21 protein-coding genes are annotated in these 25364 nt (G+C 72.0%); 4 read left to right on the top strand and 17 right to left on the bottom strand.

Annotation, left to right across the window (positions count from 1 at the left end; translation table 11 throughout):
- Nucleotides 1–138: 138 nt before the first annotated feature.
- Nucleotides 139–1821: an aa3-type cytochrome oxidase subunit I gene (gene ctaD, locus AC4BEG_RS27555; protein ID WP_490702421.1), complete on the top strand. Its 1683-nt coding sequence runs from the start codon at nucleotides 139–141 to the stop codon at nucleotides 1819–1821.
- Nucleotides 1822–1834: 13 nt separating this feature from the next.
- On the opposite strand, the gene AC4BEG_RS27550 is transcribed toward ctaD, so the two are convergent.
- Nucleotides 1835–2794: a helix-turn-helix transcriptional regulator gene (locus tag AC4BEG_RS27550; RefSeq protein WP_490702420.1), complete on the bottom strand. Its 960-nt coding sequence runs from the start codon at nucleotides 2792–2794 to the stop codon at nucleotides 1835–1837.
- Nucleotides 2795–2857: 63 nt separating this feature from the next.
- Between AC4BEG_RS27550 and AC4BEG_RS27545 the strand changes: the two genes are divergently transcribed.
- Complete coding sequence (locus AC4BEG_RS27545; protein ID WP_490702419.1) at nucleotides 2858–4045, top strand: epoxide hydrolase family protein; 1188 nt, start codon at nucleotides 2858–2860, stop codon at nucleotides 4043–4045.
- 34 nt (nucleotides 4046–4079) lie between these two features.
- Here AC4BEG_RS27545 and AC4BEG_RS27540 read toward each other — a convergent pair whose 3' ends face one another.
- Nucleotides 4080–4940, bottom strand: coding sequence for a hypothetical protein (locus AC4BEG_RS27540; protein ID WP_490702418.1), 861 nt, complete (start codon nucleotides 4938–4940; stop codon nucleotides 4080–4082).
- Between the two features lie 65 nt (nucleotides 4941–5005).
- The gene (locus AC4BEG_RS27535; RefSeq protein WP_490702417.1) at nucleotides 5006–6244 is read right to left on the bottom strand and encodes a glycosyltransferase family 4 protein; all 1239 of its coding nucleotides are present in this window, start codon (nucleotides 6242–6244) and stop codon (nucleotides 5006–5008) included.
- A 280-nt stretch (nucleotides 6245–6524) separates the two neighbouring features.
- Here AC4BEG_RS27535 and AC4BEG_RS27530 point away from each other — a divergent pair, with 280 nt between their 5' ends.
- The gene (locus tag AC4BEG_RS27530) at nucleotides 6525–7424 is read left to right on the top strand and encodes a DUF8842 C-terminal domain-containing protein (protein WP_490702416.1); all 900 of its coding nucleotides are present in this window, start codon (nucleotides 6525–6527) and stop codon (nucleotides 7422–7424) included.
- A gap of 155 nt (nucleotides 7425–7579) precedes the next feature.
- Entirely contained in the window at nucleotides 7580–7888 is a 309-nt protein-coding gene (locus AC4BEG_RS27525) for a hypothetical protein (RefSeq protein WP_490702415.1), read from the top strand.
- 159 nt (nucleotides 7889–8047) lie between these two features.
- Here the strand turns inward: AC4BEG_RS27525 and der are convergent, their stop codons facing one another.
- The 14 genes from der to pyrG all read right to left on the bottom strand — a co-directional run bounded on the left by der (nucleotide 8048) and on the right by pyrG (nucleotide 25135).
- On the bottom strand, nucleotides 8048–9511 hold the full coding sequence (gene der / locus AC4BEG_RS27520; protein WP_490702414.1) for a ribosome biogenesis GTPase Der: 1464 nt from the start codon (nucleotides 9509–9511) through the stop codon (nucleotides 8048–8050).
- Between the two features lie 58 nt (nucleotides 9512–9569).
- Nucleotides 9570–10175: a lysophospholipid acyltransferase family protein gene (locus AC4BEG_RS27515; RefSeq protein WP_490707221.1), complete on the bottom strand. Its 606-nt coding sequence runs from the start codon at nucleotides 10173–10175 to the stop codon at nucleotides 9570–9572.
- 68 nt (nucleotides 10176–10243) lie between these two features.
- On the bottom strand, nucleotides 10244–10960 hold the full coding sequence (gene cmk, locus AC4BEG_RS27510) for a (d)CMP kinase (protein ID WP_490702413.1): 717 nt from the start codon (nucleotides 10958–10960) through the stop codon (nucleotides 10244–10246).
- Between the two features lie 121 nt (nucleotides 10961–11081).
- Complete coding sequence (locus AC4BEG_RS27505) at nucleotides 11082–12167, bottom strand: prephenate dehydrogenase (protein ID WP_490702412.1); 1086 nt, start codon at nucleotides 12165–12167, stop codon at nucleotides 11082–11084.
- Nucleotides 12164–12526, bottom strand: coding sequence for a chorismate mutase (gene aroH, locus AC4BEG_RS27500; protein WP_490702411.1), 363 nt, complete (start codon nucleotides 12524–12526; stop codon nucleotides 12164–12166). The genes AC4BEG_RS27505 and aroH overlap by 4 nt, the downstream gene beginning before the upstream one ends.
- Before the next feature lie 164 nt (nucleotides 12527–12690).
- Nucleotides 12691–13791 carry a pseudouridine synthase gene (locus AC4BEG_RS27495; protein ID WP_490702410.1) on the bottom strand — a complete coding sequence of 367 codons (1101 nt, stop codon included), beginning with the start codon at nucleotides 13789–13791 and terminating at the stop codon, nucleotides 12691–12693.
- Nucleotides 13791–14462 carry an SMC-Scp complex subunit ScpB gene (gene scpB, locus AC4BEG_RS27490; protein WP_490702409.1) on the bottom strand — a complete coding sequence of 224 codons (672 nt, stop codon included), beginning with the start codon at nucleotides 14460–14462 and terminating at the stop codon, nucleotides 13791–13793. Before scpB ends, AC4BEG_RS27495 begins: the two co-directional genes overlap by 1 nt.
- Nucleotides 14459–16450, bottom strand: coding sequence for a segregation and condensation protein A (locus AC4BEG_RS27485; RefSeq protein WP_490702408.1), 1992 nt, complete (start codon nucleotides 16448–16450; stop codon nucleotides 14459–14461). The genes scpB and AC4BEG_RS27485 overlap by 4 nt, the downstream gene beginning before the upstream one ends.
- A 68-nt stretch (nucleotides 16451–16518) precedes the next feature.
- Nucleotides 16519–17106 (bottom strand): hypothetical protein, encoded by a 588-nt coding sequence (locus AC4BEG_RS27480; RefSeq protein WP_201877400.1) that lies wholly within the window; start codon nucleotides 17104–17106, stop codon nucleotides 16519–16521.
- Nucleotides 17091–18107 carry a ParA family protein gene (locus tag AC4BEG_RS27475; protein ID WP_490707220.1) on the bottom strand — a complete coding sequence of 339 codons (1017 nt, stop codon included), beginning with the start codon at nucleotides 18105–18107 and terminating at the stop codon, nucleotides 17091–17093. Before AC4BEG_RS27475 ends, AC4BEG_RS27480 begins: the two co-directional genes overlap by 16 nt.
- A gap of 513 nt (nucleotides 18108–18620) precedes the next feature.
- A complete protein-coding gene (gene ald, locus AC4BEG_RS27470) occupies nucleotides 18621–19736 on the bottom strand; it encodes an alanine dehydrogenase (RefSeq protein ID WP_490707219.1) in 1116 nt (371 codons plus the stop codon).
- A gap of 189 nt (nucleotides 19737–19925) precedes the next feature.
- The gene (locus AC4BEG_RS27465) at nucleotides 19926–22448 is read right to left on the bottom strand and encodes a tetratricopeptide repeat protein (RefSeq protein WP_490702407.1); all 2523 of its coding nucleotides are present in this window, start codon (nucleotides 22446–22448) and stop codon (nucleotides 19926–19928) included.
- Nucleotides 22449–22770: 322 nt separating this feature from the next.
- On the bottom strand, nucleotides 22771–23397 hold the full coding sequence (locus tag AC4BEG_RS27460; protein WP_490702406.1) for an NUDIX domain-containing protein: 627 nt from the start codon (nucleotides 23395–23397) through the stop codon (nucleotides 22771–22773).
- Nucleotides 23398–23479: 82 nt separating this feature from the next.
- Complete coding sequence (gene pyrG, locus AC4BEG_RS27455; RefSeq protein WP_490702405.1) at nucleotides 23480–25135, bottom strand: CTP synthase; 1656 nt, start codon at nucleotides 25133–25135, stop codon at nucleotides 23480–23482.
- Nucleotides 25136–25364: the final 229 nt, after the last annotated feature.

Here is a 25364-nt window from a genome sequence, read left to right as displayed (position 1 = left end):
GGACCTTGGGCCACTCGGTCCGCTGTTGCCCCCGAGGGAGTGACGCTGGGCAGCCCTCCGCGGATCGGAGTGCCCATCGGGTGATCATGGGCGGAAAACCGTTTCGCATCCGGTCTCCGGACGCGGAGGGAGCCTTCGATGACGACGCACACCACGCGCGCCGCGACCGGCGAGGTGTGGCTGCCGCGACGGGGCCGGGTGGCCGTGGACTGGCTGACCACCACCGACCACAAGAAGATCGGTCATCTCTATCTGATCACCTCCTTCGGCTTCTTCCTCATCGGAGGGGCACTGGCCATGGTGATGCGGGCCGAGCTCGCCCGGCCGGGGATCCAGCTGATCTCCCAGGAGGAGTACAACCAGGCGTTCACCCTGCATGGCACGGTCATGCTGCTGCTGTTCGCCACCCCGACCTTCGCGGGGTTCGCCAACGAGATCATGCCGTTGCAGATCGGTTCGCCGGATGTGGCCTTTCCCCGGCTCAACATGCTCTCGTACTGGCTGTTCCTGTTCGGCGGACTGATCGTGGTGTGCGGTCTGATGGTGCCCGGCGGCGCTGCCGACTTCGGCTGGACCGCCTACGCCCCGCTCAACAGCGCGATGCGCTCCCCCGGGGTGGGCGCCGATATGTGGATCATGGGGCTTGCGCTGGCGGGCTTCGGCACCATCCTGGGCGCGGTCAACTTCCTGACCACCATCATCGTGATGCGCGCCCCAGGGATGACGATGTTCCGGATGCCCATCTTCACCTGGAACACCCTCTTCACCTCGATCATGATCCTGATGGCGTTCCCGGTGCTGGCGGCGGCGCTGCTGGTGCTGGAGGCGGACCGGCGGTGGGGGGCGGTGGTCTTCGATCCCCGGTTCGGCGGGGCGCTGCTGTGGCAGCATCTGTTCTGGTTCTTCGGCCATCCCGAGGTCTACATCATCGCGCTGCCGTTCTTCGGCATCATCACCGAGATCATCCCGGTCTTCTCCCGCAAGCCGATCTTCGGCTACCTCACCCTGATCGGCGCGACGATGGCCATCACCGGGCTGTCGATGGTGGTCTGGGCGCACCACATGTTCGCCACCGACGCGGTGCTGCTGCCGTTCTTCTCGCTGATGTCGTTCCTGATCGCCGTGCCGACCGGGGTGAAGTTCTTCAACTGGATCGGCACGATGCTGAACGGTTCGCTGTCCTTCGAGGCGCCGATGCTGTGGGCCGTCGGCTTCCTGGTGAGCTTTCTGTTCGGCGGGCTGACCGGGGTCATCCTGGCCTCGCCGCCGCTCGACTTCCAGGTCACCGACACCTACTTCGTGGTCGGCCACTTCCACTACGTGGTGTTCGGGACGGTCGTCTTCGCGATGTTCGCGGGCTTCTACTTCTGGTGGCCGAAGTTCACCGGGAAGCTGCTGAACGAGCGGCTGGCCAGGATCCACTTCTGGACGCTGTTCACCGGCTTCCACACCACCTTCCTGGTGCAGCACTGGCTGGGCGTGGAGGGGATGCCGCGGCGCTACGCCGACTATCTGGCGGCGGACGGCTTCACCACCCTCAACACGGTCTCCACCATCGGGGCGTTCCTGCTCGGACTCTCCACGCTGCCGTTCCTCTACAACGTCTGGTGGACGGCCTCGTACGGCGAGAGGGTCGAGGTGGACGACCCCTGGGGGTACGGCCGCTCGCTGGAGTGGGCCACCTCCTGTCCCCCGCCCCGGCACAACTTCACGGCGCTGCCGAAGATCCGCACCGAATCCCCCGCCTTCGATCTGCACCATCCGGAGGTGGCGCGGGCCGCACAGACGGAGGACCAGCAGACCAGGCCGCGCAGCGGGTGACCGGGCGTGCGGTTCAGTTCAGAGCGCGGTCCAGCCGGTCTCTGATCCGCCGGACGTGGTCGGCGAGTTCGGCGGGCTCGCGCACCTCGAAGTCGAAGCCCATCAGCATGATGTGGATCACCATCACGTCGAGGCTGTGGGCGCCGGTGTGCAGCAGGCAGCTGTGCTCGTCGACCGCCTCCAGCACCCCGGCCGAGGGCGAGACGCGCTCGGCCGCCCGCTCGGCGGAGACCCGCAGCAGCACGGTGGCCTTCTCGGCGTACACGGCGGTGGAGACCCCCCGGGAGACATAGGCCGCGAGGTCGTCGGCGGGTGGGCGGCGCGGGGCGACCCGCGGACCGTGCGGCGGGGTCGGGGTGATCCGGTCGACGCGGTAGGTGCGCCAGTCCTCACGGTCCACGTCCCAAGCGACCAGATACCAGCGGCGCTGGGTGCAGACCAGCCGGTGGGGTTCGGCGGTACGGCGGCTGACGGTGCCCCCGTGGTCGCGGTACTCGAACCGCAGCCGGCAGCAGTCCCGGCAGGCGTTGGCCAGTTCGGTCAGCACCTCCGGGTCCACCCCGGGCCCGGGGATCCCGCCGATCATCGGCACGGTGAAGGCACTGAGGGCGCCCACCCGGCGGCGCAGCCGGTCCGGCAGCACCTGCTCCAGTTTGGCCAGGGCCCGCACCGAGGTCTCCTCGATACCCTCGACTCCGCCGCCCGCGGCCTGGCGCAGCCCGACCGCGACCGCCACCGCCTCGTCGTCGTCGAGCAGCAGCGGGGGCAACTGGGCGCCCGCGCCCAGCTGGTAGCCGCCTGCCGCACCCGGTGCGGAGTGCACGGGGTAGCCGAGTTCGCGCAGCCGGTCGATATCCCGGCGTACGGTGCGCGGGGTCACCCCGAGCCGGTCGGCGAGGTCCGCGCCGGACCATTCGCGGTGGGCCTGCAACAGCGAGAGCAGGCGGAGCAGGCGTGCCGAGGTCTCCAACATGAAGGGGAGTCTGCCATCCTTTGAGGACAGAAACTGTCCTCAAAGGACCGTAGCGTTTGAGCCATGGACATCACCAGGGAAGACCAGAAGACCACCGAGGACATCCGGCCCTTCCGGATCGAGATCGCTCAGGAGTGGCTGGACGACCTCCACGAGCGGCTGGACCGCACCCGCTGGACCGACGCGCTGCCGGACGCGGGCTGGGAGTACGGAGCCGCGCTCCCCTATGTGCGGGAGCTGGCCGAATACTGGCGCACCGGCTACGACTGGCGGGCACACGAGGCGGAGCTCAATGAGCATCCGCAGTACACCACCGTGATAGACGGCGCTCAGGTGCACTTCCTCCATGTGCGCTCCCCCGCGCCGGACGCCCTGCCGCTGCTGCTCACCCACGGCTGGCCGGGCTCCGTCGTGGAGTTCCTCGATGTGATCGGCCCGCTGTCCGATCCGCGCACCCACGGCGGCGACCCCCGCGATGCCTTCCATCTGGTGATCCCCTCGATCCCCGGTTTCGGTCTCTCCGGGCCGACCCGGGACCGCGGCTGGAGCACCCGGCGGGTGGCACGCGCCTGGGCGGAGCTGATGCGCCGTCTCGGCTACGAGCGGTACGGGGTGCAGGGCGGCGACTGGGGCGCCGTTATCTCGCCCGAGGTGGGACGGGTGGCCCCGGAGTCGGTGGCCGGAGTGCATGTCAACGCCGCGTCGGTGGGGTTCGCCCCGATCGGTCCGCTGTCGGAGGAGGACCGCGACCGCTTGACCGAGCGGGAGGGCGAGCGGCTGGCCGCGGGCGGCTTCGGCCAGGACCGGATGGGCTATGCCGCGATCCAGTCCACCCGGCCGCAGACCCTTGCCTTCGGGCTCCATGACTCCCCCGTCGGCCAACTCGCCTGGATCATCGAGAAGTTCCAGGAGTGGACCGATCCGTCGGTCGCCCTCCCCGAGGACGCGATCGACCGGGACCGACTGCTGACCAATGTGATGCTCTACTGGCTGACCGGCACCGCGGGCTCCTCGGCGCGGCTGTACTACGAGAGCGTCCGCGACGGCGTCTGGGGGCCGCCCCCCGCCAAGTCCCCCGTGCCCACCGGGGTGGCGAACTTCACTGAGGACCGTGCGGTCCGGCCGGTCGCCGAGCGGTCCAACGCGGTTGTCCACTGGAGCGAGTTCGAGCGCGGCGGGCATTTCGCCGCCCTGGAGGCCCCCGATCTGCTGACCGGGGACCTGCGGGCGTTCTTCCGGGAGCTGCGCTGACGAGACCTAGGCCGAGCGGACCGCCCGGCACGGATCAGACGGGCGCCTCGACCCGGACCGCCAGGTCGTTGTCCCGGGTGTAGTACGGACGCACCCGCGCCTGGCCGTGCGGGGCGGTCAGCTCCATGGACGGATAGGTGAAGATCTCCTTCTTGTCCGGCACATCGTCCAGGATGCGGGCCAGCCGCGCGGGCGGCTCCTCCGCGTCCGCCGGGCGCAGCCACAGGTCCCAGAGGTCCGCGCCGCCGCCCCAGCCCTCGGTCAGCTCGGCGAAGGGCAGGGTGCAGCGGAAGTCCGCGCCGTCCGCGGTGACCGGCACGGTGCGCACCCGGGCGGTGTCCCGGCGACAGCGCGCCTCGAGGACCGCGCCGGCCAGCCACTCCGCGGGGTGCTGGACGCGGTGGAGCCGCCCGCGGACGGCCATCGCGCCGTCCTCCAGCAGGATTTCCCCGGCCTCGGCGTGCGGGGCCCGCCGCCAGCTGCGCAGGGAGAGATTGCCGTGCTTGGTGGCGTACGGGATGCGCACGGACAGCGGTGAGGTGCTCGGCCCGGGTCTGCGGTCCACCAGGGAACGCAGATCGTTCAGCCCCGGTACCAGCCGCCGCGGTTCGGCGTCCCCGTACGCCACATGGACGTCCCAACGGCCCTCGGGCAGCGCCACGGTGCTCGGCAGCGCGGCCTGGAGACGGCCGTCCCCGGTCGGGCCGAACGGCAGCCGCACCTCGCCGCCGTCGCGGTCCTCCGCGCCCCGGAGGGTCAGGACCAGCGCACCACTCCAGTCGTCGTAGCTGCCGGGCTGCGGCCGGACCCAGTCGGTGATGTGGAAGGTGAGCCCACCGGCGGAATCCGCCACGCAGTCGGCGCGGGTGGGGGCGGCCTCTCCGGCCTCGCTCATGCTGTCCTCCTGGGTCCGCTCCGCTGCCCCCGCTGACGTCATGGACACACCTCCGCTCAGCGCACTCATGCCGCCCGCACCTTCCACAGCGAGTCCTTCGTCGCCAGCGCACCGCTGAGCAGGGTGCCGCGGGCGCGGTGGAGGGTGCCGCGCAGTCCGCTGCGCGCGACGAGGTCGGCGAAAAGGGAGTCGTAGCGCCCGGCCACCCGGGAGGGGTCGAAACGGGCCGAGTCCTTCAGCGCCGCCTGCCCCATCCGCTGCCGCAGTTCATCGTTGTTGATCAGCTCCAGCAGGGCTCCGGCCACCGCGTCGGCGTCACCGGTGGGCACCAGACGGCCGTCCACCCCGTTGTCGATGATCTCGGCCGGGCCGTGCGGGCAGTCGGTGGAGACCACCGGGAGCCCGCAGCGCATCGCCTCCACGATGGTCATGCCGAACGACTCCAGGCTGGACGTGACGGCCGCGATGGAGCCCTTGGCCCACTCGGGATCCAGCGGATGGGCCGGACCCATCAGGAAGACGTGGTTGTACAGGCCGAGTTGATCGATCAGCGCACGCAGCTTGTCGTGCTGGGCGCCGCCGCCGTAGATCCGCAGCCGCCAGTCCGGGCGGGCCGCGCTGACCTTGGCGAACGCCCGGATCAGCAGGTCGTACCGTTTGACCGGGGCCAGCCGCCCGGCCGCGACGACCCACTTGCCGGTGCCGTCGGCGGGCTCGAGTCCGGGCTCGGGCACACTGTTGGGCACCGCCTCGATCCGTACGCCCGGCAGCCGCATCTGGCCGCGGTAGGTCCTGGCGTCGGCCTCTGTGACGGTGGTGACGGCGTCCAGCCGCGGATAGACACCGCGCAGCGCCCGCTTCAGCCCCCGGGAGTGGGTGCTGAGCGTCAGATGCTCCTGGCCGACGCGCATCGGGCCGCGCCGCGCCTCACGGGCGATGTGCACATTGAGGCCGGGGCGGGTGCCGACAACGACATCGGCCTCGAGCCCCCTGAGGTGTTCGGCGATCCGGCGGTCGGTGAGCACGCTGTACTGCTGGTAGCGGCCCTCGTCGGTGGGGAAGACCTTCGCGGGGCGGGCGTGGTCAGGGTCCGCTCCGTCGTAGGTGGGGCTTCCCTTGCGGATGTCCACCAGATGGCTGAGCCGCACATGCGGCCCGGGATCGAAGATCGGCCGATCACGGTGCCGGAACACCGAGACGATCTCCACGTCGTGCTGCTCGCCCAGGGTGCGCGCGAGGTTGTACGTGGTCCGGATCGTCCCGCCGATCCCGTACGCGTTGTGAATCAGGAATGAGATGTGCATCCGTCCCCGTCGTCCCCGTATCGGACTGGTTCCCCGCGGACGAGTGACTCGTCCGCCTACCACGTGGAAAGACCTCGCCCCGGTTGGCAGGGTTGGGCCGCATCACCGCTTTGTTCCAGAACAGATGTGAAATCGGTAGCGAACCGAGGGAACTTCGAGGGCTTCTGACGCATCGGCGCCCAGGGGTGGCCGGGCCGCGTGACCCCCGCCGTGGATGGCCCGTTGTTCTCCATATGGGCCGGGAGATGCCCGGCACAGGACCGATACCGAGGAGCCACCCGTGCCGCGCATGCTCGACGTCAGCAATGACGTACGCGCCGAGATCGGCGACGACGAAGCCGACCGGCTGCTCGCCGGTGACAATGCCCCGGGCGCCTACGACTGCACGTCCTGCCGCACCCCGGGCAACACCGACCAGGAGCGGACCAGCACCGTCCTCTTCGTCGGGCAGGAGACGGCCGTGCTCGCCTTCGCGCACGCCACCTGTGTTCCGTCCCAGGTGGTGCCGGTCTCCGAGGAGCAGTTGCGCGGCGCGGTGCGGTCCATCACCGGGGAGGACGCCGCCGATCCGCTCCCGGCGGCGGCGCACTCCGCCGCCGCGCCCTCCGGCTATGGGGCCCCGTCCGGCTATGCCGAGGCACCGCAGCCGCAGGCCCGGCCCCAGGCCGTCCAGGCCCCCGCGCAGTCGCCGGAGCGGGCCGCGTCGTCGTCGCAGGCCGTGCTCGGGGTCACCAGCGGGGTGGTGCTGGTGGGCGGGGAGGCGCGGCCCGCGCTGGTGGTCGAGCCGACGGCGCCGATCACCCGGCCCGGATCAGGCCGGCGCGACGACTTCCTGTCCCTCCTCACCGAGCAGGGCTTTCTGCCGGTCGTCGATCTGAACCGGCCGCCCGGCGCCAACCACGGCTGGTCGGTGCTGATCGCCATGGGGCAGCTGCACGCGGTGCTGATGCCCTCGGCGAGCGGCGGCGCCCCGGTGGCCTGGTGGCAGGCGCACCACCCGATGCCGCTCAGCGAGGGCTGGCGGCATGCCGTCAGCCGCTCCCAGCAGGTGATGCTGTACGCCGCACCGGCGGGCACCATCGGCACCCAGCCGCGCGAGGACCAGCTGCGCGCGGCACTGGACCGGGCCGCGGCGAGCGGTGCGCTGGTCGGCGCCTCGATGCCGCTCGCGGGCACCTGACGCCCATGGCCTCCGCCGTTCCCGGCCCCGCCCATCTGCCGCGGGCAGCCCATTCGCCACCGATGCCGCATCCGACGGGCGGCCGGGTCGTTGGCACATACGTGCACGCATACGACCTCCCCTATCGTTCCCCCTCATACGGCTACATTCCGGCAATGCGCCCCGCGTTGGAGGAATCGGCAGACCCCTGGCGGCAGTCGCCCACGCCGATCTACGACGCGCTGTACGCGGAGTACCGAAGGCTGTTCCGGGCGCTGCCCGGCGACCGTTCGGACGAGGAGGATCTGGGGTTCGTCGCGTTCAGCGCCATCGGCCACACCGGTCAGCCCCGCGGTCTGACCAGCGGGGGTCATGGTCAGGTGGGCGGCCACAGCGGATCGTGGGACACCGGCGGTCCGTACTACCGCGGCTATCTCCCCGCCCTGCCGCCGGGTCAGCGCGACGGGCGGGGACACGAGTACTGAACCGGCGCCCCCCTGGCGAGTGAGCCGAAGGGGCGCGACCCTGTCGAAAGGGAGAGCGCGCGGAGGCCCTGAGGAACGAAGGGCCGAGCACGGTCGACCGTCGTCAGGGGCTTTGGCGCCCCGGAGGCGAACCGAGCCCCAAAGAAAGGGCGCGCGCCGTTACTTCTTGCGGCCGCGCTTCTCCCGCACCCGCACCGAGATCTGGATCGGGGTCCCCTCGAAGCCGAACTCCTCGCGCAACCGCCGCTCGATGAAGCGGCGGTAGCCCGCCTCCAGGAAGCCCGAGGCGAACAGCACGAACCGCGGCGGCCGGGTCCCGGCCTGCGTCCCGAAGAGGATGCGGGGCTGCTTGCCGCCGCGGATCGGGTGCGGGTGCGAGGCCACGATCTCGCCGAGGAACGCGTTCAGCCGCCCGGTGGGAACCCGGGTCTCCCAGCCGGCCAGCGCCGTCTCGATCGCCGGGACGAGCTTCTCCATATGACGGCCGGTGCGCGCGGAGACATTGACCCGCGGCGCCCACTGGATCTGCCCGAGCTCGGTCTCGATCTCGCGCTCGAGGTAGTAGCGACGCTCCTCGTCGAGGGTGTCCCACTTGTTGAAGGCGAGCACCATCGCGCGTCCGGCCTCCACCGCCATCGAGATGATCCGCTGGTCCTGGACGCTGATGGACTCGCTGGTGTCGATCAGGATGACGGCGACCTCGGCCTTCTCCACGGCGGCGGCGGTGCGCAGCGAGGCGTAGTAGTCGGCGCCCTCCTGGAGGTGGACGCGTCGGCGGATACCGGCGGTGTCCACGAACTTCCAGGTCACGCCGCCGAGTTCGATCAGCTCGTCGACCGGGTCGCGGGTGGTGCCCGCCATCTCGTTGACGACCACCCGCTCCTCGCCCGCGACCTTGTTCAGCAGCGAGGACTTGCCGACGTTGGGGCGGCCGATGAGGGCGATCCGGCGCGGTCCGCCGACCGTCGCGCCGAAGGTCTGGGCCGGGGCCTCCGGCAGCGCCTCGAGCACCGCGTCCAGCATGTCGCCGGTGCCGCGGCCGTGCAGCGCCGAGACCGGGTGGGGTTCGCCGAGGCCGAGCGACCACAGCATGGCGGCGTCCGCCTCACCGCTGGGCCCGTCGACCTTGTTGGCGCACAGCACCACGGGCTTGCCCGCCCGGCGCAGCAGCTTGACCACGGCCTCGTCGGTGTCGGTGGCGCCCACCGTGGCGTCCACCACGAAGACCACCGCGTCGGCGGCCTCGATGGCGAACTCGGCCTGCGCGGCCACGGACGCGTCGATACCGAGCACATCCTGCTCCCAGCCGCCGGTGTCGACGACCTTGAAGCGGCGGCCGGACCACTCTGCCTCGTAGGTCACCCGGTCCCGGGTGACGCCGGGGCGGTCCTCGACCACGGCCTCGCGGCGGCCGATGACACGGTTCACCAGGGTCGACTTACCGACATTGGGACGGCCGACGACGGCCAGGACGGGCAGCGGACCGTGTCCGGCCGCGGCGAGGTCGCCCTCGACCTGCTCGAGGTCGAAACCCTCCTGTGCGGCGAGCTCCATGAACTCCGCGTACTCGACGTCGCCGAGCTCTCCGTGCTCGTCGCCGCCACTGTGGATCTGGTCGTCCATGAAGTTACGTTCCTCGTCGTCCCTTAAGGCCGCGGCCCGTTGTGCGGGCTCGCGGATCTCATGTCTCGTCGTGGCGGCCGGTGAGCCGCCTGGCGTTCCCCAGGTGCGTGCCCAGTCGCTTCTGGATGCGTGTGGTCGCCTCGTCCAGGGCCGCCCGGGTCCGTCGGCCGCTGCCGTCGCCCGCCTCGAACGGGTCACCGAAGACCACGTCGATCCGGCTGCGCAGCCGCGGCACCGTCCTGACCTGTCCGTCGCCGTTGCGCTGGTCGCCGGAACCGAGCACGGCCACCGGCACGATCGGCGCCCCGGAGCGGACGGCGAAGTACGCGAGCCCCGCGCGCAGCGAGGCGAAGTCGCCCTCGCCGCGGGTGCCCTCGGGGAAGATCCCCAGCACTCCGCCGCGCTCCAGCACGCCCAGGGCGGCGGTGATCGCCGTCCGGTCGGCGGTCGTACGGTCCACCTTCAGCTGCCCGATCCGGCGCAGGAACGGGTCCAGCGGACCGACGAACGCCTCCTTCTTGACCAGGAAGTGCACCGGCCGGGGCGCGGTGCCCATCAGCATCGGGCCGTCGATGTTGTGGGTGTGGTTCACCGCGAGGATCAGCGGCCCGGTGGGCGGCACCCGCCAGGCGCCGAGCACCCGCGGCCGCCACAGCCCGTACATCAGGCCGATGCCGATCCGGCGTCCCACCGCGGCTCCGGCCGCGCTCGGCAGTGTGTCGGCGGGTCCGGTCACACGCCCGTCCGCTTCTCCTCGACGAGGGTGACCACACACTCGATGACCTGATCGAGGGTGAGCTCGGTGGTGTCCACCTCGATCGCGTCGTCCGCCTTGGCCAGCGGCGAGGCCTTCCGGCCGGAGTCCAGGGCGTCCCGCTTGGCGAGCGCCGCCTGGGTGGCGGCCAGGTCCGTCGCCTCCTTGCCCTTGAGCTCACCGCTGCGGCGGGCGGCGCGGGCCTCGGCGGACGCGGTCAGGAAGATCTTGACGTCGGCGTCGGGCAGCACCGTGGTGCCGATGTCCCGGCCCTCGACGACGATGCCGCGCGGGGCCTCGGCGGCGATGGTCCGCTGGAGCTCGGTGATCAGGGCCCGCACCTCGGGGACCGCGCTGACCGCGCTCACCCGGGAGGTGACCTCCTGGGTGCGGATCGGCCCGGCGACATCGGTGCCGTCGACAGTGATGGCCGGGGCGGCCGGGTCGGTGCCGGAGACGATGACCGGCTTCGCGGCGGCGTCGGCCACGGCGACGGCGTCCTCGACATCGATGCCGTTGTTCACCATCCACCAGGTGATCGCCCGGTACTGGGCGCCGGTGTCCAGGTAGCCGAGGCCCAGCTTGGCGGCGACGGCCTTGGAGGTGCTGGACTTGCCCGTGCCAGCGGGGCCGTCGATCGCGACAATCACTGCTGCCGGTGCGGTCCGGGCGGCGGTTTCCACGGTGACAGACACCTTTCGTGTGCACGGGGCTGGGTCGGAGGGGGCGGATGGAGCCTCGGACAAGGTTACTGGTTCACACGACCGCGCCGGACAACGTGGTCATGCCCGGACCGCCGGACCGTCCGGTCCGTGGTCACTGCCGGATCGACCAGCCCCGCTCGCGGAGCGCCGCGGTCAGCCCGGGGGCAGCCGTGGGCTCGACCATCAGCTGGATCAGACCCGCCTGCTGCCCGGTGGCGTGCTCGATCCGGACGTCCTCGATGTTGACGCCCGCCCGGCCCGCGTCGGCGAAGATCCGGGCCAGCTCGCCCGGCTGGTCGCCGATGAGCACCGTCACCGTCTCGTAGACGGCCGAGGCGGCGCCGTGCTTGCCCGGCACCCGCTCGCGCCCGGCGTTGCCGCGGCGCAGCACGTCCTCGATCCCGGAGGCGCCGTGGCCGCGCTTGGACTCGTCGGCGGACTGGAGGCCGCGCAGCGCCCGTACCGTCTCGTCGAGGTCCGCGGCGACCGCCGCGAGCACATCGGCGACCGGGCCGGGGTTGGCGGACAGGATGTCGATCCACATCGCCGGGTCGGAGGCGGCGATCCGGGTCACATCGCGGATCCCCTGCCCGCACAGCCGTACCGCGGTCTCGTCGGCGTCCTTCAGCCGCGCGGCGACCATGCTGGACAGCAGATGCGGGGTGTGCGAGACCAGGGCCACCGCGCGGTCGTGGGCGTCCGCGTCCATCACCACGGGCACCGCGCGGCACAGCGCCACCAGCTCGAGGGCGAGGTTGAGCACCTCGGTGTCGGTGTCCTGGCCGGGGGTGAGCACCCACGGCCGCCCTTCGAAGAGATCGGCGGTGGCGGCCAGCGGCCCGGAGCGCTCTCGGCCGGACATCGGATGGGTGCCGATGTAGCGGGTCAGATCGCAGCCCAGGGCCTCCAGTTCACGGCGCGGGCCGCCCTTGACGCTGGCCACGTCCAGCGCGGCGCGGGCGGTACCGCGGCGCAGCACATCGGCGACCGTCCGCGCCACATACGCGGGCGGTACGGCGACGATCGCCAGGTCCACCGGCCCGTCGGGCTCCTCCTGCGTACCGGCGCCGAGGGCCGCGGCGGTACGGGCCTGGTCCGCGTCGTGGTCGGCGAGATGGACGTGGACCCCGCGTCCGGCCAGGGCCAGCGCGGCGGAGGTGCCGATCAGACCGGTGCCGATGACGAGTGCGGTTCTCACTGGGCGATGTCCTTGCGGAGGGAGGCCGCGGCGCCGAGGTAGACGTGGGCGACATCGGGCTTGGGCAGGTCCGTCTCGACATGCGCCAGGATGCGGACAACCCGCGGCATGGCGCCCTCGATGTCCAGCTCCTGGGCGCAGATCAGCGGCACATCGGTGATGCCGAGCTTGCGTGCAGCGACCGCGGGGAAGTCGCTGTGCAGATCGGGGGTGGCGGTGAACCACACGCTGATGAGGTCGTCCGGCACCAGCCCGTTGCGCTCCAGGATGGCGGTCAGCAGCTCCGAGACCTGCTGCCGCATATGGCCGGACTCGTCCCGCTCCAGCTGGACGGCTCCCCGGACCGCTCGTACCGCCATGTCTGTGCTCCCCTGCGCGCATCTGGTCACCTAATGCCGCGCCGCCGTGGACGCGGGTCCCGGCGCGCTCACGATCAGCCTAACGAGCGGGCCGGACGGGCTCCCGCCGCGCCCGCCCTGCGAGACGCGGGACGTGGCGGGGGCGGGTTACGTCGGGGTCCGGCTCAGAGGTCGACCTCGCGCATCAGCATGCCGACCTCGGTGTTGGTCAGCCGCCGCAGCCAGCCGGACTTCTGGTCGCCCAGCGCGATCGGCCCGAAGCCGGTGCGCACCAGCCGGTCGACCGGGAATCCGGCCTCGGCGAGCATCCGGCGCACGATGTGCTTGCGGCCCTCGTGCAGGCTCACCTCGACGAGGTAGTTCTTGCCGGTGTTCTGCACGACCTTGAAGTGGTCGGCGCGGGCGTAGCCGTCCTCGAGCTGGATGCCGTTCTTCAGCTGCTTGCCCAGGTCGCGCGGCAGCGGGCCCTGGATCGCGGCGAGGTAGGTCTTGGTGACGCCGTAGCGGGGGTGGGTCAGGCGGTGGGCCAGCTCACCGTGGTTGGTGAGCAGGATGATGCCCTCGGTCTCGGTGTCGAGGCGGCCGACGTGGAAGAGCCGGGTCTCGCGGTTGGTGACGTAGTCGCCGAGGCACTGGCGGCCGTCGGGGTCCTCCATGGTGGAGACGACACCGGCGGGCTTGTTCAGCGCGAAGAACAGGTACGACTGGGTGGCCACGGTGAGCCCGTCGACCTTGATCTCGTCCTTCTCCGGGTCGACCCGGAGCCCCTGCTCGGTGACGATCTTGCCGTTGACCTCGACGCGGGCCTGGTCGATGAGGTCCTCGCAGGCGCGGCGCGAACCCATACCGGCGCGGGCCAGGACCTTCTGGAGGCGCTCGCCCTCCTGCTCGCCGAACGTCTTCGGCAGCTTGACCTGGGGCTTGTTGTGACGGGCGCGGTTGCGCTCCTCTATCTGGGCGTCGTACTCACGCGGGCGCGCCGGGCCACTGGGCTTACGGCCGCGACCGGCGCCGGCGCCGGTCTTGGGTCCGCCCTTGGCCCCCGCCTTGGGTCCGCCCTTGGGGCCGCCTTTCGGACCGGCCTTGGGACCGGCCTTGGGGCCGCCGCCCTGGGAGGCTCCGCCCACGTCGTAGCGGCGCTCCTCGGGGCGGGGGCGGCCCGCGCGCTTCTGCTTGTCGTCGCGCTGGTTGCCCGCGCCGCGGTAGTTCCTGCCTCCGGCGCTACCGCTACCGCTGCCCCTGCTGTTCCTGCCGCTGCTTCGCATCACGTTCCGTCTGAGAGTGTCTGGGAGTGGCCTACTCCGTCGTCCGCGTCATCGGCGTCGACGGCGTCCGGGTCGAACGACGGCACACCCTCCTGGGACTCGCCCTCGACCGCGTCCGCCTCGGGGAGGAACGGCGCGAGCTCCGGAAGCTCGTCCAGACCCCGCAGGCCCATCCGCTCCAGGAAGTAGTTCGTCGTCCTGTACAGGATCGCACCTGTTTCGGGTTCCGTGCCCGCCTCCTCGACCAGCCCCCTCTGGAGGAGGGTCCGCATCACTCCATCACAGTTGACGCCGCGGACGGCCGAGACCCGGGAACGGCTGACCGGCTGACGGTACGCGACCACCGCGAGGGTTTCCAAAGCGGCCTGGGTGAGCCGGGCCTGCTGGCCGTCCAGGACGAAACCCTCGACGGCGGCGGCGTACGCGGGGCGGGTGTAGTAGCGCCAGCCGCCCGCGACCAGCCGCAGCTCGAAGCCGCGGCCCTGGGTCGCGTACTCGTCGGCCAGCTCGCGCAGCGCGTCCGCGACCGCGCGGCGCGGGCGCTCCAGGACCTTGGCGAGGTGTTCCTCGGTGGCGGGCTCGTCGACGACCATGAGGACCGCCTCCAGGGCGGGCTTGAGGTCGAGTACCGCGACGTCCGAGGCCGCGGCGGGGGTCCACTGCTCGCTCAACTCCGTACCTCCTGCTTCTCCTTCTCCTCGGGCCGCTTCTCCGGCGGCTCCTGCCGGGGTCCGGCCTCCTGGTCGAACTCATCGGTGACGAGCGGCCGCTCACCGTCGGCGCCCGTCCAGCGCACCATGAGCGAGCCGAGGGCCTCTGGCTGGTCGAGCACGACCGCGCGCTCACGGTAGAGCTCCAGCAGCGCCAGGAAGCGGGCGACCACGGTGAGGACATCGGGGGCGTCCTCGGTGAGCGTCCGGAAGCTGACCTCCCCCAGCTCACGCAACCGCGCCACCACCACCTCGGCCTGCTCGCGCACGCTGACCAGGGGGGCGTGGATGTGCTCGACGTACACCTGCGGCTTGGGCCTGGGCTGCATCGCCTTCACGGCCAGCTTGGCGAAGCCCTCGGCGCCGATGCTGATGACAACGTCGGGCAGCAGCTCCGCGTGATGCGGCTCCAGGCCGACCGTACGGGGGTGCCGGGCGGCCTCGCTGACCAGCCGGTCGTTGAAGATGTCCGCGATCTGCTTGTACGCGCGGTACTGGAGCAACCGCGCGAACAGCAGGTCCCGCGCCTCGAGCAGCGCGAGGTCGGCCTCGTCCTCCACCTCGGCGGCGGGCAGCAGCCGGGCCGCCTTGAGATCGAGCAGTGTCGCGGCGACCACCAGGAACTCGGTGGTCTGATCGAGGTCCCAGTCCGGCCCCATGGCCCGGATGTGCGCCATGAAGTCATCGGTGACCTTGGACAGGGCGACCTCGGTGACGTCCAGCTTGTGCTTGGAGATCAGCTGAAGGAGGAGGTCGAAGGGGCCCTCGAAGTTGTCGAGCCGCAGGATGAAACGGTTGCCGTCGCCGGAGTCCCCGCCCTCACCGCCCTCACCGTCTGACGTATCGCTGCGGTCGGCGGCGGGGGCGGAACCGCCGCTGACGGAAGCACCGTCGTGAGGTGCGCCGCCGCGGGAGGCGCCCTTGTCGGGAGCGTTACCCGGGGAGGCTCCGTCGCCGGGATGTTCGGCCGAGTCCACTGACGCCCCGCTGACGGCCTCGCCGACCGCGCCCCCACTCCGGGCGCCCCCCGCTCCCGCGGGGGGCCGTACGGGCCCGTCGGCCCCCTCCTCGGCCCGCGCATGCGCCGGATCCGGCTCCGGCCGCCCCACGAACCGGGCACCCACGACGGAATCCGCCGTATGCCGCCCAGCCGCGCCCGGCTCGGCCACGGACGCCGCCGCCCCACCGGCCGGGACGTCCTCCGCCGTGGACCCACCGGCCGGGGACGCCGTGCCCGGCTGGGCCTGGGCCGTAGTGGCTTCGGCGTCGGAGTCACGCGGCTCGGCGGGCGGCGCGGTGTACGGCTCCGCCGGGGCCGCCGCCCCACTGGCCCGGGACGCCGTGCCCGGCCCGCCCGGAGCCACGTCTGCGTCGGTGGTCCCGGCGTCCAGGCCACACGGCTCGGCGGACAGCGCGGTACCCGACTCGACGTCAGGCGCGCCGCCTCCCGCCCCCGCAGGAGCGGCCTCGGCAGCCGCACCGGACTCGGGCCGACCACCGGACGGCGTCGGATGCGGCCCGGTCCGGGACACCGCCGCCCCACCGGCCGGGGTCGCCGTGTCCGGCAGCGCCTGATCCGTGGTGGCTTCGGAGGTCCGCGCGTCGGAAGCATGTGTGCCAACCGGCGGCCCGGTGGGCGGCTCGGGCGGGCGCGCCGCCCTTTCCGCCCTCCGCGCGGGCCCTGCCGCGGGGCCTCCGGCAGACGACGGGGCCGTCTGCGGCTCGGCCGGGGGCTCCACCGGGGGCACGGCGGCCTCGGCGATGCCCGCCTCGGAGTGATTCGCCGCATCGGCCGACCCCGTACGCGGCTCAACGCCACCCGCATGCTCCGCCGCCGGCCGGGCGGCAGGGGCGGGGGGCGGGTCGGGGCGCGCCGCCTGGGCCGCGCCGGGGCCGCGGCCCAGGGTGCGGCGGCGGGGCGGCGGGGTGGGGGCGTCGTTCGTCGGCATCGCGGTCCAGGGTGCTCAGGGCCGGGCGGGGCAGCCCGTACGACCGGGCAGGCTATCGCCCGGCCCGGTCACCGGCCGCGTAGGCGGCGCACCAGGATGCTCGCGTCGCCGCGCGACTCGAGGTCGGCGAGGACGACCGCGACCGCCTCGCGGACGATCCGGCCGCGGTCGACCGCGAGTCCGTGCTCGCCGCGGAGCACCAGACGCGCGTGCTCGAGGTCCATCAGCTCCTCGGCGGAGACATAAACCGTGATCTTCTCGTCGTGCCGCTCACGCCCGCTGGGCCGCCGGTTCGCCGCGCGGGTGCGGCGGCGAGCCGGTTCGGCCGCGCCCGCCGCTCCGGCCGCCTGGCGCGCCTTGGGGTGGCCCGCCGCCGCGGGGCGCCGCTCGGCGGCGTCCTGCGTGGCGGCGGCCGTCTCACGGCCCGTGTGCTCGGCGGCGCCGGACTGCTCGCCCTCCGCACGGCGGCCGCCCTCGGCCGTACCGTCCTCGTGCGGTTCGGCGGCCGTGTCGGGCTCGGCGGCGGGCGCCGGGACGCGGGCGGCCTCGCCGTTCGCCTGGCGGCGGCCGGACGCGGGAGAGGAGGACTGGAGCCCCATCCCTCCCGTGGTGCGGAACAGTTCGTCGGCTCCCGGCAGACTCACTCGGCGTGACACCGGGCGAGCACCTCCCTGGCGAGCTGGCGATAGGCGGCGGCGCCGACGGAGTTGGACGCGTACGTGGTGATGGGCTCACCCGCGACGGTGGTCTCCGGGAAGCGGACCGTACGGCCGATGACCGTGTGGTAGACGTGATCGTCGAACGCCTCGACCACGCGGGCGAGGACCTCGCGGCTGTGCACGGTGCGCGAGTCGTACATGGTGGCGAGGATGCCGTCCAGCTCCAGGTCGGGGTTGAGCCGCTCCTGGACCTTCTCGATCGTCTCGGTGAGCAGGGCCACCCCGCGCAGCGCGAAGAACTCGCACTCCAGCGGCACGATCACCTTGTGCGCCGCGGTGAGCGCGTTGACGGTGAGCAGACCGAGCGAGGGCTGGCAGTCGATGACGATGTAGTCGTAGTCCGCCATCAGCGGCTTGAGCGCGCGCTGGAGGGTGGACTCGCGGGCGACCTCGCTGACCAACTGCACTTCGGCAGCCGACAAGTCGATATTGCTGGGCAGCAGGTCCATATTGGGCACGGCCGTCTTGAGCAGCACCTCGTCGGCCGACATCCCCCGCTCCATGAGCAGGTTGTAGACCGTGAGGTCGAGCTCCATCGGGTTGACCCCGAGGCCGACCGAGAGGGCGCCCTGCGGGTCGAAGTCGACCAGCAGGACCCGGCGGCCGTATTCGGCGAGCGCCGCGCCCAGGTTGATGGTGGAAGTGGTCTTGCCGACGCCGCCCTTCTGGTTGCACATCGCGATGATCTTCGCGGGGCCGTGCTCGGTCAGCGGACCGGGAATCGGGAAGTACGGCAGCGGCCGCCCGGTGGGGCCGATGCGCTCGCGGCGCTGACGGGCCGCGTCGGGCGCGAGCGTGGCCGCGTACTCGGGGTCGGGCTCGTACTCCGCGTCCGGGTCGTAGAAGTGCCCCTCGGGGAGGTCGTCGTAGTCGGCGAAGCGGGCGGGATCCGTGCCCCCCTGGTCGCCGGCCATGGCGTTCACGTGATGGCCGTCCATGCTCTGGCTCTGGTGGGCTGTCGTCATGCTCTGGCGGGTTGCGAAGGTGCGGACAGCGACGGAGCCGACAGCCTCGAGCCCCGAGGGACCCTGGCCCCGCGCAGCCGATCCTGGTTGACCACCCCCGGGAGAAAATGTCGACTCATTCACAAGTCGTCCTACCTCCTTGGTGACCAGGAAATTTCTAGATAGGTCAGCGTGACACCATGCCGACGGTTGGCGACTCTATGGCGTGTCGGCGGTCCACAGCAACACAATCCACCGGACACGGCATGATGTGTCGGCAATCGAACACCCCGATGTCAAGGGCGTATGAACGGCGATGGAGCGATTTCACCACCGCACAAAGCGTCTGAAGAGTTGCATTTAGGGCGAGTTGACCAGGCTCACCCCGCTCGCGCGCAGCGCGCCGTCGGACACACCTGCGGCCGGGTCCCGCCCTTCGGCAAGACCCGGCCGGATGCCCGGTATTGACTTGGTGTTGACGGTCGGAGTTGACCGTCAGCGGGCTTGTCAGCCGATCAGGGTGCTCAGTTCGACGTGGGGCAGCCCGTGCGCCTCGGCGACCGGACCGTAAACGACCTGGCCCTCGTGGGTGTTGAGGCCCTTGGCCAGGGCGGCGTCCCGGCCCAGCGCCTCGCGCCAGCCGCGGTTGGCCAGCTCCACGATGTACGGCAGCGTGGCGTTGGTGAGCGCGTAGGTGGAGGTGTTCGGCACCGCACCCGGCATGTTGGCCACGCAGTAGAAGACCGAGTTGTGGACCTCGAAGGTCGGCTCGGCGTGGGTGGTGGGACGGGAGTCCTCGAAGCAGCCGCCCTGGTCGATCGCGATGTCGACAAGGACACTTCCCGGCTTCATGCGGGAGACCAGCTCGTTGGTGACCAGCTTCGGGGCCTTGGCGCCCGGGATGAGCACCGCGCCGATGACGAGGTCCGCCTCCAGGACGGCCTTCTCCAGCTCGAAGGCGTTGGAGGTGATGGTCTGCACCTTGGTGCCGAAGATCTTGTCGGCCTCGCGGAGCTTGTTGACGTCACGGTCGAGCAGGGTGACGTGGAAGCCCATGCCGATGGCGATCTGCGCGGCGTTCCAGCCGGAGACACCGCCACCGATGACCACCGCGCGGCCCGCGGCCACACCCGGCACACCACCCGGCAGCACACCGCGGCCACCGGCCGAACGCATCAGGTGGTACGCGCCGACCTGCGGCGCGATCCGGCCCGCGACCTCGGACATCGGCGCGAGCAGCGGCAGCGCGCGGTTCGCGGTCTCGACCGTCTCGTAGGCGATGGCGGTGGTACCGGACTCCAGCAGCGCGTCGGTGCAGGCGCGGGAGGCCGCGAGGTGGAGGTAAGTGAAGAGGGTCTGGTCCTTGCGCAGGCGGTGGTACTCCTCCGCGATGGGCTCCTTGACCTTCAGCAGCAGGTCGGCCGTGGCCCAGACCTCGTCGGCGGTGTCGAGGATGCGCGCACCGGCCGCGGTGTATTCCGCGTCCGTGATGGAGGAGCCCAGGCCGGCGCTCTGCTCCACGAAGACCTCGTGGCCGTTGCGGACCAGCTCGTGCACACCGGCAGGGGTGATGGCCACACGGAACTCGTTGTTCTTGACCTCGCGGGGGATACCGACCTTCACGTCGATCACGGTCCTTGAATGGGGGGGAACGGAATATAACGTCACAGCCAGAACAGAACCAGCCATGGACATGTAAACCGGACACGGTGTCCGCATGCCGGTGACGACCGCATCATTCGCGGTACAGCCAGTTTAATGAAGGACGTCGCGCTGTCTAGCCTTGCAATGCATCAATCTTTCGCGAGACCACTACTGATTTCGTAGGTCGATCTCGTCTTCTTCCATGGCCCTGGGTGCCTCAGGGGGTGTCGTGGAGGGCGACTCCTCAGGTGAGAGCCCCTTCTCGGGCGCCTCCGCACGCCCCGCCTCCCGCCGCAGCACACGGGCCACCACGGGGTCACCGCCCAGCCGGTCGACGGCCTCGGCGGCACGCAGTGCCAGCTCACCGTGCAGCCGGGCGTCCCCGCAGCCCCGGGCGACCGTCACCGCCTCGCCCCAGCCGCGCAGCGCCTCCCGCGTCCGGCCGATCTGCTCCTGGGCACGGGCGGTACCGCTCAGCGCCCGTGCGCATCCGGCCAGGTCGTCCGCCCGGCGGCAGGCCGCCGCCGCGGCGCGCCAGTCGCGCAGTGCCTCGGCCCAGCGGCCCGCGTAACCGTGGACGGTGCCCAGCCGTGCGTACACCCGGGCGCCGCCCGCCACATCCCGACGGCTGAGCCTGAGCTCCAGGGCACGTCCGTACCAGTCGGCGGCGCGGTGCCAGTCCCCCAGCTCCTGGTGGATACCGCCGATGGACTCCAGGGCCCGCCCCGTCGTATACGCGTCACCCGCCTCGCGGGCGGCCTCCAGCGCGCCCTTGTAGCGGGTCAGCGCCTGGTCGACGCGGTCCGCACGGGCGTCGAGGTCGCCCAGGTTGAGCAGGGCCGCCGCCCGCTCCACCGGCAGCTCGCGGCGTTCGGCCACATCCAGCACCAGCTGGTGCAGCCCGTACAGCTCCGGCGCGGCGCCCTCCGCGCCCCGGTGGGCGCTGAGCGCATGGGTGAGCCCGGCCACCAGCCGCCGGGCCAGCGTGTCCAGTTCCCCGGCCTCGACGGCCAGCCGGGCCGCCTCCAGCAGCACCGGCAGCCGTGCCTCCAGCCAGTCGGCCGCGGCCGACGACGACGAAAACCGCAGCGGCCGTGGCATCTCCGCCAGCTCTCTGCGGGCCGGAGAGCCCACCGGTTCGGCGGCCAGCCGGCATGCGTGCAGTTGCCGCACGGTGCGCTCCAGCATCCGGGCGCGGGCCAGCTCCACCTCCGCCGGGCGCTCCACGGACTCCAGCAGCTCCCGCAGCAGCGGCTCCAGACAGCCCGGCACCTGGTACCGGCCGTGCTCGACCGGGCGCAGCAGCCCGCACCCGGCGAACCCCTCGAGCGCCGCCTCGCCGTCCTGGACCGAGCACCCGGCCAGCGCGGACGCGACATGGGCATCGGGCGACGCGGCGGGCGCGAGCACCAGCAGCCGCAGCATCCGGGCGACGGCGGGCGGCAGCAAGTCGTAGACCAGCCGGAAGGTGCGGGCCAGCGGCCGTACGCCGGGATCGGCGTCCGCCGAGGAGGGCGGCAGCTCCCGCAGCCGCGCCACCAGATCGGCCACGGACGCCTCGGGCTGTACGGCCAGCCAGCCACCGGCCAGAACGAGCGCGGCGGGCTGCCCCGCGCACTCCCCCACCAGCGTCTGCGCGGCCACCGGGTCGCAGGTGATCCGGGTGGGTCCGGCGTACTGCGCCAGCACTCCGACGGCCGCGCTCACATCGAGCCCGCCGACCGTACAGGGCCGGACGTCCGGCACCCCGGTCAGCGGACCGCGCGAGACGGCGACGACCAGACAGCCGGGCTCGTCCGGCAGCAGCGCGTCCACCTGCTCGGCACCGGCCACATCGTCGAGCAGCAGCAGAAGGCGTTTGCCGGTCAGCTTCTCGCGCAGCGCCTCGCTGAGATCGTCCTCGTCCGCCCCGGGCGGGGCGGTCACCCCGAGCCGGCCGAGCAGATCGCGTGCGGTGCGGAGGGTGGGCACCGGCTGCCCGCCGGAGGTCGTCAGCCGCGCGGTCAGCACACCGTCGGGATAGTCGTCGGCGAGCCGCCGGGCCAGCTCCTCGGCCAGCGCGGTACGGCCCCAACCGGGGCGTCCGGCGATCAGCAGCACCCGGCTGCGGGCGGCCTTGCGGCCCGCGAGGGTGTCGAGACCGGGGCGGTCGATGTCGGCCCGCAACGACAGCAACTCCCGCCGCCGTCCCGCGAACCCCTTGCCCACGGTGGCCGCGGCGGCGAACAACACGGCCCGGGTGGCTCCACCCCACACCCCGCCGTCGCCCGCTCCGCCTCGCGGGCCGGGCGGCCCAACGGGGGCGCGGCGGCCGGAAACCGGGGCCGCGTCCGCCGTGGCCGCGGACCCCGCGCCGGCGTCCGCGCCGGTGTCCGCGCCGCCGGCCGGGGCCGGGGAACGGGCCGGGTCCGCGCGGCCCGTGGCGTGGCCGGTGCCCGGGGCCGGGCGGCGGGCCGGATCCGCGGCGTCGGCGCTCGTACGGGAGCCGGGGCCGGAACGCGCCACCCCCGGGCCGGTGCCGGTGTCCGAAGCCGCGGAGCGGGCCGGACCCGCGCCGGGACCGGACCCCGGGGAGCGGGGCGGAACCTCCGCGTCCATGCCCGCCCCGCGCGGGGACGGCGCTGGTGGCGGCACGGAGGATTGGCGGGAGGCCGGTGGCTCCCCTTCGGTGTCGACCGCCTGCTCCGCCACGGGCCCACTCCCGTCCACCTGCGCAATCACGAGCCCGCCGCGGTCGCGGTCGGGTTGGTGCGGCTCGGTTCGCCCCGGGGCGCCTGCGCCGCTGTCGACGGTCGACCGTGCTCGACCCCTCGTAACCTCCGGGGCGCGCGAGAGCGCGTGGTGTCGCGCGCTTCGCTTGCGCGTACCCCTTCGGCGCTTATGAGGGTAGTTCACTCCGCGTCAGGAACCCGGCACTCCCGACCGGCAGACCAGGCTGAAAATCACTCCACCGGATCCACTGATCGTCGGAGCGGGCGGGACGGGTGGGACAGCCGCCTCGGTCAGGCCGTGGTCAGGCTTCGAAGGGGCGGGCCGGCCAGGGGGCGTCCGCCGGGCGCAGCGCGTCCAGGCCGTCCCCGTCCAGCGCGGCCCGCGCGGCCAGGACGCCGACCGTCAGGCAGGTGTTGTGCAGTTCGCCCGCGAGGACACCACGGACCAGGTCGTCCAGCGGAACGCGGGCCAGCTCCATGTCGGCCTCCTCCTCGGAGACCTCGAAGCGCTCGCCCTCGGCCGTGGAGATCTCCCGGGCGAGGAAGATCCGCACCGCCTCGTCGGTACCGCCGGGCGAGGTGTAGACATCGGTGAGCACACGCCAGTTCTCGGCCTTGACGTGCGCCTCCTCGTACAGCTCGCGCTGAGCGGCGTGCAGCGGGTTCTCACCGGGGATGTCGAGGAGCCCGGCCGGGATCTCCCACAGCCGCTGGCGCACCGGGTGGCGGTACTGCCGCACCAGGATGACCCGCCCGTCCTCGTCGAGGGCGAGGACGGCGACCGAGCCGGGGTGGACCTGGTAGTCGCGCTTGGCCCGGCTGCCGTCGGGCATCACGACCTCGTCGGTGCGCACGCTCGTCTTGTTGCCGGTGAACGGCGTGGCGGTGGCAGTGATCTGCCACTCCTCGGGGGTGTCCTGGATGCCCATGGGTGTGCTCAGCGTCCTCTCGGTGCGATGGCCGGGGTGCGGGCCGCCGACACGGCCCGCACCCGGGGTTCCACCGTATCGGTCAGGCGCCCGCGCCCTGCTCCTGAGCAGCGGTCTGCCGCTCGACGGCGGCCTTCACCAGACCCGCGAAGAGGGGGTGCGGGCGGGTGGGGCGGGAGCGCAGCTCGGGGTGGGCCTGGGTGCCGACGAGGTAGGGGTGCACCTCGCGCGGGTACTCCACGTACTCGACCAGCTTGTTGTCCGGGGAGGTGCCGGAGAACACGATTCCGGCCTTCTTCTCCAGCTCGCCGCGGTACGAGTTGTTGACCTCGTAGCGGTGGCGGTGGCGCTCCTCGACGTACGGCTGGTCGCCGTAGACCTCGCGGACGATCGAGCCCTCGGCCAGCTTGGCCGGGTACATGCCCAGCCGCATGGTGCCGCCCATGTCGCCCTCGCCCGCGACGATGTCGAGCTGCTCGGCCATGGTGGAGATGACCGGGTCGGTGGTGGCGGGCTCGAACTCGGTGGAGTTGGCGCCCTCGATCCCCGCCAGGTTCCGCGCGGCCTCGACGACGATGCACTGAAGTCCCAGGCACAGACCCAGCAGCGGGATCTTGTTCTCCCGGGCGTAGGTGATCGCGCCCAGCTTGCCGATCACACCGCGGTCGCCGAAGCCGCCGGGAACGCAGACCGCGTCGACGTCCTCGAGCTGCTGCCGGGCACCGGCCGCGGTCTTGCAGTCGTCGGAGGTGACCCACTTGATCTTGACGCGGGCGCTGTTGGCGAAACCGCCCGCGCGCAGCGCCTCGGTGACCGACAGATAGGCGTCGGGCAGGTCGATGTACTTGCCGACGAGCGCGACGGTGACCTCGTGGTCGGGCTGGTGGACGCGCTCCAGCAGGTTGTCCCACTGGGTCCAGTCCACGTCCCGGAAGGGCAGATCCAGCTTGCGGACGACATAGGCGTCCAGGCCCTCGGAGTGCAGCACCTTGGGAATGTCGTAGATCGACTTGGCGTCGATGGCGGCGACTACGGCGGCGTCGTCCACGTCGCACATCAGCGAGATCTTGCGCTTGATGGAGGTGGGCACGTCGCGGTCGGCGCGCAGCACGATCGCGTCCGGCTGGATACCGATATTGCGCAGGGCGGCGACCGAGTGCTGGGTGGGCTTGGTCTTCAGCTCACCGGAGGGGCCGATGTAGGGCAGCAGGGAGATGTGCACCACAAAGACGTTGTCCCGGCCGACCTCGTGGCGGACCTGGCGGACGGCCTCCAGGAACGGCAGCGACTCGATGTCGCCGACGGTGCCGCCGACCTCGGTGATGACCACGTCGACGTCGTCGGTGGCCATCCGTCGGATGCGATGCTTGATCTCATTGGTGATGTGCGGAATCACCTGCACGGTGTCACCGAGGTACTCACCGCGCCGCTCCTTGGCGATCACGGTCGAGTACACCTGGCCGGTGGTCACGTTGGCCGAGCCGTCGAGATCGACGTCGAGGAAGCGCTCGTAGTGGCCGATGTCCAGGTCGGTCTCGGCGCCGTCGTTGGTGACGAACACCTCACCGTGCTGGAACGGGTTCATCGTGCCCGGGTCGACGTTCAGATACGGATCGAGCTTCTGCATGGTGACGCGCAGACCGCGCGCCTTCAGCAGGGCACCCAGGCTGGAGGCGGTCAGGCCCTTGCCGAGTGAAGAAGCGACACCCCCGGTGACGAAGAGGTGCTTGGTCGTCATGGGCTTAGCGGCAATGGCCAAGAGGGGGCTCCCGTGGTCGCGTGTGAGGATGCGGTCCGGCAGCTGCCCCGAAAATCGGGGGGTGCCGTCGCTGAGGTTCGGGGGTTTTGCGCCCGCCGCTCCACGGGCTACCAGGGTATCAGTGCCCCGGGGCGGCCGCTTCAGGCCATGTCCGCGCAATCGCGCGGACACCTTGCGTGACCTGGCCGGGGACCGCGCCCGGCGAGCC

This window comes from Streptomyces sp. JLBJ103, from assembly GCF_058215575.1.
This window is presented reverse-complemented; position numbering and strand designations above follow the sequence as displayed.

What these genes read in the sequence shown, in the direction of transcription:
- ctaD (WP_490702421.1), top strand. Translation starts at nt 139, where the DNA reads ATGACGACGCACACCACGCGCGCCGCGACCGGCGAGGTGTGGCTGCCG.
- AC4BEG_RS27550 (WP_490702420.1), bottom strand. Translation starts at nt 2,794, where the DNA reads ATGTTGGAGACCTCGGCACGCCTGCTCCGCCTGCTCTCGCTGTTGCAG.
- AC4BEG_RS27545 (WP_490702419.1), top strand. Translation starts at nt 2,858, where the DNA reads ATGGACATCACCAGGGAAGACCAGAAGACCACCGAGGACATCCGGCCC.
- AC4BEG_RS27540 (WP_490702418.1), bottom strand. Translation starts at nt 4,940, where the DNA reads ATGAGCGAGGCCGGAGAGGCCGCCCCCACCCGCGCCGACTGCGTGGCG.
- AC4BEG_RS27535 (WP_490702417.1), bottom strand. Translation starts at nt 6,244, where the DNA reads ATGCACATCTCATTCCTGATTCACAACGCGTACGGGATCGGCGGGACG.
- AC4BEG_RS27525 (WP_490702415.1), top strand. Translation starts at nt 7,580, where the DNA reads ATGCGCCCCGCGTTGGAGGAATCGGCAGACCCCTGGCGGCAGTCGCCC.
- der (WP_490702414.1), bottom strand. Translation starts at nt 9,511, where the DNA reads ATGGACGACCAGATCCACAGTGGCGGCGACGAGCACGGAGAGCTCGGC.
- AC4BEG_RS27515 (WP_490707221.1), bottom strand. Translation starts at nt 10,175, where the DNA reads ATGTACGGGCTGTGGCGGCCGCGGGTGCTCGGCGCCTGGCGGGTGCCG.
- aroH (WP_490702411.1), bottom strand. Translation starts at nt 12,526, where the DNA reads ATGGCGGTACGAGCGGTCCGGGGAGCCGTCCAGCTGGAGCGGGACGAG.
- AC4BEG_RS27495 (WP_490702410.1), bottom strand. Translation starts at nt 13,791, where the DNA reads ATGCGAAGCAGCGGCAGGAACAGCAGGGGCAGCGGTAGCGGTAGCGCC.
- AC4BEG_RS27485 (WP_490702408.1), bottom strand. Translation starts at nt 16,450, where the DNA reads ATGCCGACGAACGACGCCCCCACCCCGCCGCCCCGCCGCCGCACCCTG.
- AC4BEG_RS27475 (WP_490707220.1), bottom strand. Translation starts at nt 18,107, where the DNA reads ATGGACGGCCATCACGTGAACGCCATGGCCGGCGACCAGGGGGGCACG.
- AC4BEG_RS27460 (WP_490702406.1), bottom strand. Translation starts at nt 23,397, where the DNA reads ATGGGCATCCAGGACACCCCCGAGGAGTGGCAGATCACTGCCACCGCC.
- pyrG (WP_490702405.1), bottom strand. Translation starts at nt 25,135, where the DNA reads ATGACGACCAAGCACCTCTTCGTCACCGGGGGTGTCGCTTCTTCACTC.